Below are 7,177 nucleotides of genomic sequence, written 5' to 3'. Positions count from 1 at the left end.
CCTCATTGACCTCCGCGAGCTGCTCACAGACCTGCGTGAACCGGTGATAATTGTCGACCTCGGCGCGGACCCGTTCGACCTCACCCGGCGCGAGTTGCCGGCCCTTCGTCTTCCGGCCCGGCATCGACCGAGTCCACAGAAAACGTGGCCCGTGACCAGGATGATTGTCCCGATCGGCACATACGCAATTCGGTTTGCCGCCACGCCGATAGTTCACGCTGACCGAACCCCGCCGGAAATCACCGACCTCGGTCAACTCGCGCAGCAACCGCTCACGCTCGGCTTCGAGATCTTCCAACGACACACACGACATTGTTCCACCACCTGCCTGGTTGTTAAAGACACAACCAGACTAGAAGCCGACCTGGCCAAACCCCCGCAACCTACAAACGTGTCTCACACCCCCGGTCACAGGCCGACGGGCCGGGCCGTCGATGCACTTCGGGCCCCGATCGCTGCTCGATCGGGGCCCGAAGGCGTCGGTTCGGCCGGTCGCCGGCGCGCCGTGATCCGGGTCAGTGGTGACCCTCGGCCGGCTGCCGGTCGCGCACCACGTCGGCGCGCTCGTCGATCGCGGTGGAGTCGACCGGGGTGTTCACGGTGGTGCTCTTGGTCTGGGGGTTCTTGCCGTCCAGGCCGGTGACCTCGAAGGTGAAGGTCAGCGGGACGGTCAGGCCGGCCGCGATGGTGCTGCCGGTGCCGGTGGCCTCCACGTCCAGGCGGGAGATCCCGTCCTGCTCGGCCTGCTCGGTGGAGACGTTGGACGGCACTCCCGCGGTGAGGTGTCCGCCCGGGCCGATCTTGCCGGCGTCGCCGGGGGAGGTGCTGCGGCCCGCATCGGTGACGAACTCGACCTTGCCCTGCGGGGCCTTGATGCCGGTGAGCTTGACGTAGTAGACGGGGCTGTCATTGGCGATCGTGAAGTTGATCTTGAACGGGCCGCCCTCACCGAAGACCTGGTCGGCCTTGTCCACCGGGAACATCACCTGCACATTGCGCAGCGCGATCGAGTTGCCGGCCAGTTCGGCCTCGTCCTCGGCCACCCCGTCGTCGGAGACGTCGCCGAGCATGATGTTGCCGTTGGCGCCGTTCACCGCCGGAGCCTGGTTGTTGGTCTGCGAGATCTTGCCCGCGCCGCAGGCGGTGGTGCCGAGCGCGATCGCGATGCCGAGCGCGCCGATCGCGGTGGCCGAAGCGATACGGCGGGTGGTTCGAGTGAGCACTGACACCTGATTCCTCCGAAGGTGATTCACGCGCGGCGAGCACGTGATGGGTAACCCTGCACTACGCAGCGTAGTGGGCGCGATCGGGAAAAGTGATACGGGGTGGGTACATTGGCCCGAAAATTCCGCTGACCGGCCACGACGGTGGGGCGGCCCGGTGGTGTCGGCGGACCCGGTCCGGGGGTGCCGGCACCCGCTGCCACCCCGTGCTATGCGCTGGTTCCACCGTCTGACCTGCACCGTTGGCGGAGGCGTCGGAGGGTCCGTGTTAGACTGGTAACACTCGAAAGGGGCACGGAACATTGAATTTCAAAGTTGGCGACACCGTTGTTTATCCCCATCACGGTGCTGCTCGGGTGGAAGACATCGTCGTTCGGACCATCAAGGGTGAAGAGGTCGAATACCTGGTCCTGAAGGTTACCGACGGTGACATGACAGTTCAGATCCCCTCCAGCAAGGTCGAGTACGTGGGTGTGCGCGACGTGGTCGGCGAAGAGGGCCTCGACGAGGTCTTCCAGGTCTTGCGCGCGCCGCACACCGAGGAGCCGACCAACTGGGCCCGCCGCTTCAAGGCGAACCAGGAGAAGCTGAACTCGGGGGACATCATCAAGGTCGCCGAGATCGTCCGCGATCTGTGGCGCCGAGAGCAGGACCGTGGCCTGTCGGCCGGAGAGAAGCGGATGCTCACCCGCGCCCGCCGGGTGCTGGTGGACGAGCTCTCGCTGGCCCAGAACACCAACGACGAGCGGGCCGACAGCCTGCTCGACGAGATCCTGGCCGCGGCATCCTGACCGGAGGCTCGGTCGCCGCCCTCATTCCGGCCGCCGGAATGGGGGTGCGGCTGGGTCGGCAGACGCCGAAGGCCTTCGTGGAACTGGCCGGACGCACCCTGCTCCGGCGCAGCGTCGACGCGGCGCTGGCCTCCGGAGTGGTGGACCGGCTGGTGGTGATGGTGCCGCCGGACCTGGTCGACCGCACGCGCACGGAACTGCCGGAGGCCGTCGTGGTGGCCGGTGGAGCCGAGCGCAGCGATTCGGTGCGCGCCGGGCTCGCCGCCGCCGACACCGACCTGGTGCTGGTCCACGATGCCGCCCGCGCCCTGACCCCGCCCCGGCTGTTCGCCGCGGTGGTGCAGGCGCTGCGCGACGGGGCGCCGGCCGTGGTGCCCGGACTGCCGGTGGCCGACACCCTCAAACGCGTCGGATCCGACGGCGACCGGGTGCTCGGCACCGTCGACCGCAGCGAACTGCGCGCGGTGCAGACCCCGCAGGGCTTCACCGCACCCATACTTCGCCGGGCCCATGAGCGCGGCGGCGACGCGACCGACGACGCCGGCCTGGTCGAAGCGCTCGGGGTACCGGTACACGTGGTGCCCGGCGACGACGAGGCCTTCAAGATCACCACCCCGTTCGATCTGCGGATCGCGCGGCTGCTGTGCCGGGAACAGGACTGACGAGCATGCGTGTGGGTATCGGCACCGATGTGCACCCGATCGAGCCGGGCCGGCCGTGCTGGATGGTCGGGCTGCTCTTTCCCGACGCCGACGGCGCCAGCGGACACTCGGACGGCGACGTGGGCGTGCACGCACTCTGCGATGCGTTGCTCTCGGCGGCCGGACTCGGCGACCTCGGGGGCGTCTTCGGCGTGGGCCGGTCCGACAACGCCGGGATCACCGGCGCCGAGATGCTCACCCACGTGCGGACCCTGCTCCAACAGAACGGCTACACGCCGATCAATGCGGCGGTGCAGGTGATCGGCAATCGGCCCAAGATCGGTCCGCGCCGCGACGAGGCGCAGCAGGTGCTGTCCGAGCTGCTCGGCGCACCGGTCTCGGTTTCGGCGACCACCACCGACGGGCTGGGGCTGACCGGCCGCGGCGAGGGTCTGGCCGCAGTGGCGACAGCCCTGATCGGCCTCAAGTAGACTTGCAGGTCGTGACCTTACGCCTGCACGACACCGCTGCCCGCGAGATCCGCGACTTCGTCCCCCTTCAGCCGGGGATCGCGACGGTGTACCTGTGTGGCGCGACCGTTCAGGGCGTCCCGCACATCGGGCACGTGCGCAGCGGTATCGCCTTCGACGTGCTCCGTCGCTGGCTGGACTACCGGGGCTACGACGTCCGCTTCGTGCGCAACGTGACCGACATCGACGACAAGATCCTCCGAAAGGCGGCCGAGAACGGCCGGCCGTGGTGGGAGTGGGCGGCCACCCACGAGCGCGCCTTCACCCGGGCCTACGACGCCCTCGGGGTGCTGCCGCCGTCGGCGGAACCGCGGGCCACCGGATTCGTCACCCAGATGGTCGAGTACATGGACCGGCTCCTCGAGCGCGGCCACGCCTACGTCGCCGACGGGAACGTCTACTTCGACGTGCAGAGCCTGCCCGACTACGGCGCCCTGTCCGGGCACCGCCTCGACGACGTGCACCAGGGCGAGAGCGCCGGCACCGGCAAACGCGATCCGCGGGACTTCACCCTGTGGAAGGCCGCCAAGCCGGGTGAGCCGTCCTGGCCCACCCCGTGGGGTCCCGGCCGGCCCGGCTGGCACCTCGAATGCTCGGCCATGTCCACCTCGCTGCTCGGCGGCGAGTTCGACATCCATTGCGGTGGAATGGATCTGATCTTTCCGCACCACGAGAACGAGATCGCGCAGAGCCACGGCGCCGGCGACGGCTTCGCCCGCTACTGGCTGCACAACGGCTGGGTCACCATGGCCGGCGAGAAGATGAGCAAGTCCCTGGGCAACGTGGTCTCCATCCCGGCGATGCTCAAGAAGGTGCGCCCGGTGGAACTGCGCTACTACCTCGGCAGCGCCCACTACCGCTCGATGCTCGAATACTCCGACGACGCCCTGCACGAGGCGGCCGCCGGCTACCGGCGCATCGAATCCTTCGTGCGCCGGGTCAGCGAACGCGTCGGCGCGGTCCCGGTGGGGCAGGTGAACGAGGCCTTCGCCGCAGCCCTCGACGACGACCTGGGGGTCCCCGCCGCCCTGGCGGCCGCGCACAACGCGGTCCGGGAGGGCAACACCGCACTCGAATCCGGCGACGGCGCCGCGGCGGCGGCGATCGCCGCCCAGGTGCGCGCCATGATGGGCGTGCTGGGCACCGATCCGCTCGACCCGCACTGGAACGCCGACGGCACCGACGAGGCCGCGACCGCCGCCCTCGACGTGCTGGTCGGGGCCGAGCTGGAGCGGCGGGCTGCGGCCCGCGCCGAGAAGAACTGGGCCGTGGCCGACGAGGTGCGCGACCGGCTGGCCGAAGCCGGCGTCGAGGTGACCGATACCCCCGACGGCGCCCAGTGGGCGCTGCAGCGGAAGGACTGAGCATGGCCGGCAATTCCAAGCGTAAGGGCGCCGTCCGCAAGGACGGCAGCAAGAAGGGCCAGACCGTGGGCTCGGGCGGGCAGCGGCGCCGCGGGCTCGAGGGCCGAGGTGCCACGCCCAAGGCCGTCGACCGCGTCTATCACCCGGCGCACAAGAAGGCCAAGGCGGCGGCCAAGGCGCAGTCCGCGCGCAGCAGTCAGCGCCGCAAGGACGACGGTCACGAGTACGTCGTCGGCCGCAACCCCGTGGTCGAATGCCTGCGCGCCGGGGTCCCGGCGACCGCGCTGTACGTGATGAGCACCATCGACGCCGACGACCGGGTGCGTGAGGCGGTGCAGGTGGCCGGGGACAAGGGCATCGCCATCCTCGAGGCGAGCAAACCGGAGCTGGACCGACTCACCACCAACGGACTGCACCAGGGGATGGCGCTGCAGGTTCCCGAGTACCGCTATGCGCATCCCGACGATCTGTTCGACGATGCCCTGGCCTCCCCGAACCCGCCGCTGCTGGTGGCCCTGGACAACATCACCGATCCGCGCAACCTGGGCGCGGTGATCCGCAGCGTCGCCGCCTTCGGCGGGCAGGGGGTGCTCATCCCGCAGCGGCGCAGCGCCTCGGTCACCGCCGTGGCCTGGCGCACCAGCGCCGGGGCGGCGGCCCGGCTGCCCGTCGCGCAGGCCCCCAACCTGACCCGCACCCTGGTCGACTGGGCGAACAAGGGCGCGCAGATCGTCGGCCTGGACGCCGACGCGGATGTGACCCTCGACGACTACGACGGCACCGGGCCGGTGGTGATCGTGGTCGGCTCCGAAGGCAAGGGGCTGTCCCGGCTGGTCCGGGAGAACTGTGACACCATCCTGTCCGTCCCGATGGCCGGCGACGTGGAGTCGCTCAACGCGTCGGTGGCGGCGGGTGTGGTGCTCGCCGAGTTCGCCCGGCAACGCCGCGCCGCCGCGCACTGAGCAGGGCGTCGGCGCTGAGCACCGCCAGTGCCGCCCAGACGATTCCGAAACCCACCCAGCGCTGCACCGGCAGATGCTCGCCGAGCACCGTCACCGCGCAGATCAGCTGAATGATCGGGGTGATGAACTGGATCAGGCCCACGGTCACCAGCGGGATGCGCCGGGCCGCAGTCGCGAACAGCAGCAGCGGGATCGCGGTGGCCACACCGCTGCCCACCAGCAGAGCGGTGTGCACCGGTCCGTGCCGGCCGAAGTCCAGGCCCGGACCCACCGTCGCCACCAGCACCAGGATCACCGCGGCCGCCGGCAGCAGCAGGAAGGTCTCCAGGCTCAGACTGTGCAGGGCCGGCAGATGCGCGCCCACCTTGTTCTTCACCAGACCGTAGAGCCCGAACGAGCACGCCAGGGTGAGTGCGGTGAGCGGGAAGGTTCCGGCCGCCACCGACAGGTACAGCCCGGCGACCACCCCGATCAGCACCGCCAGCCACTGCAGCGGCCGCAGCCGTTCACGCAGCACCACCACCCCCAGGGCCACCGTGACCAGTGGATTGAGGAAGTAGCCCAGGGCGGCGTCGCTGGTGTGCCCGGAGGTCACCGCCGCCACGTACACCACCCAGTTGACGGCGATCAGCGCGGCGGCCACCGCCACCCCGATCAGCAGCCGGCGCTGAGTGACCAGACGGCCCAACCAGGACCAGTCGCGCCGGACCGCCAGCACCACCGCGCACAGCAGCGCCGTCCAGCCGATCCGGTTGGCCAGGATCTCCCACGCGCCGGTCGGCTCGAGGGCGTGGAAGTAGAGCGGAAACAGCCCCCACAGGCCGTATGCGCCGAAACCGGCCAGCACGCCGGCGCCGGAGGCCGACACCGCGGCCCGACGGCGGGTCACCGGGCGTGCACGGTCACGCCGGCCTCGAGCAGCGCTGCCCGCACGGCGCGGGCGTGCTCGACGGCACCGGGGGTGTCGCCGTGCAGACAGATCGAATCGGCGTGGACAGCGATCCGGCCGCCGTCGACGGTGGTCAGCTCGCCGTAGCGCACCAGATCGAGCACCCGGGCGGTGATCGCCGCGCTGTCGGTGAGCACCGAGCCGGCCGCGCTGCGCGGCACCAGGGTGCCCTCGGCGGTGTAGGCGCGGTCGGCGAAGGCCTCGGTGAGCACCGGGACCCCGGCATCGGCGGCCAGTCGTTGGGCGGCCGAGCCGGGCAGGATCAGCAGGGGCAGGCCGGCGTCGGCCACCGCCGTCACCACCGCCCGCGCCTGACCCTCGTGCCGCACGATCGCGTTGTACAGCGCGCCATGCGGTTTGACGTAGTCCACGCTGCCGCCCACCGAGCGGGCGATGGACGTGAGCGCGCCGATCTGGAAGAGCACGTCGGCGATCAGATCGTCGGGATCGACGTCCATGAACCGGCGGCCGAAGCCGTCCCGGTCCGGGTAGGAGACCTGCGCACCGATCCGCACGCCTGCCGCCACCGCCTCCTCGCAGGTGCGGCGCAGAATGGTCGGGGTGCCCGCATGGAAGCCGCAGGCCACATTGGCGCTCGACACCAGGGGGATCATCGCGGCGTCGTCGCCCACACCCTCACCGAGGTCGGCGTTCAGGTCGATCGACCCGGCGCTCGGGCCGGTCGGGGACACACCAGCTCCAGTCGGCATGCCTCCA

9 protein-coding genes are annotated in these 7,177 nt (G+C 70.5%); 5 read left to right on the top strand and 4 right to left on the bottom strand.

Features of this window, described 5'->3' with window-relative positions; all coding sequences use genetic code 11:
- Together ACJMNC_RS12915 and ACJMNC_RS12910 are read right to left on the bottom strand one after the other, a co-directional pair.
- Positions 1–304, bottom strand: a 304-nt coding sequence (locus ACJMNC_RS12915) for a DUF6788 family protein (RefSeq protein ID WP_408948355.1), incomplete at its 3' end; no start/stop codon positions are given.
- Positions 305–515: 211 nt separating this feature from the next.
- Complete coding sequence (locus tag ACJMNC_RS12910) at positions 516–1,223, bottom strand: copper-binding protein (RefSeq protein ID WP_408948354.1); 708 nt, start codon at positions 1,221–1,223, stop codon at positions 516–518.
- Positions 1,224–1,525: 302 nt separating this feature from the next.
- Between ACJMNC_RS12910 and ACJMNC_RS12905 the strand changes: the two genes are divergently transcribed.
- The 5 genes from ACJMNC_RS12905 to rlmB are packed head-to-tail and all read left to right on the top strand — an operon-like array spanning position 1,526 to position 5,511.
- Entirely contained in the window at positions 1,526–2,014 is a 489-nt protein-coding gene (locus ACJMNC_RS12905; RefSeq protein ID WP_408948353.1) for a CarD family transcriptional regulator, read from the top strand.
- Complete coding sequence (gene ispD, locus ACJMNC_RS12900) at positions 2,008–2,676, top strand: 2-C-methyl-D-erythritol 4-phosphate cytidylyltransferase (protein ID WP_408948366.1); 669 nt, start codon at positions 2,008–2,010, stop codon at positions 2,674–2,676. Before ACJMNC_RS12905 ends, ispD begins: the two co-directional genes overlap by 7 nt.
- Before the next feature lie 5 nt (positions 2,677–2,681).
- Positions 2,682–3,146 carry a 2-C-methyl-D-erythritol 2,4-cyclodiphosphate synthase gene (gene ispF, locus ACJMNC_RS12895; protein WP_408948352.1) on the top strand — a complete coding sequence of 155 codons (465 nt, stop codon included), beginning with the start codon at positions 2,682–2,684 and terminating at the stop codon, positions 3,144–3,146.
- Positions 3,147–3,157: 11 nt separating this feature from the next.
- Positions 3,158–4,549, top strand: a complete 1,392-nt coding sequence (cysS, locus tag ACJMNC_RS12890) for a cysteine--tRNA ligase (RefSeq protein ID WP_408948351.1) — start codon at positions 3,158–3,160, stop codon at positions 4,547–4,549.
- Between the two features lie 2 nt (positions 4,550–4,551).
- Positions 4,552–5,511 (top strand): 23S rRNA (guanosine(2251)-2'-O)-methyltransferase RlmB, encoded by a 960-nt coding sequence (rlmB, locus tag ACJMNC_RS12885; protein ID WP_408948350.1) that lies wholly within the window; start codon positions 4,552–4,554, stop codon positions 5,509–5,511.
- Here the strand turns inward: rlmB and rarD are convergent.
- Positions 5,441–6,400 carry an EamA family transporter RarD gene (gene rarD, locus ACJMNC_RS12880; RefSeq protein ID WP_408948349.1) on the bottom strand — a complete coding sequence of 320 codons (960 nt, stop codon included), beginning with the start codon at positions 6,398–6,400 and terminating at the stop codon, positions 5,441–5,443. The genes rlmB and rarD overlap by 71 nt on opposite strands.
- The gene (locus tag ACJMNC_RS12875) at positions 6,397–7,170 is read right to left on the bottom strand and encodes a LamB/YcsF family protein (protein ID WP_408948348.1); all 774 of its coding nucleotides are present in this window, start codon (positions 7,168–7,170) and stop codon (positions 6,397–6,399) included. The genes rarD and ACJMNC_RS12875 overlap by 4 nt, the downstream gene beginning before the upstream one ends.
- Positions 7,171–7,177: the final 7 nt, after the last annotated feature.

Source organism: Gordonia sp. VNK21 (genome assembly GCF_046098115.1).
In the GTDB taxonomy this organism is placed as follows: domain Bacteria; phylum Actinomycetota; class Actinomycetes; order Mycobacteriales; family Mycobacteriaceae; genus Gordonia.
The sequence above is the reverse complement of the archived record's forward strand: the minus strand, read 5'-3'. Positions and strand labels throughout refer to the sequence as shown.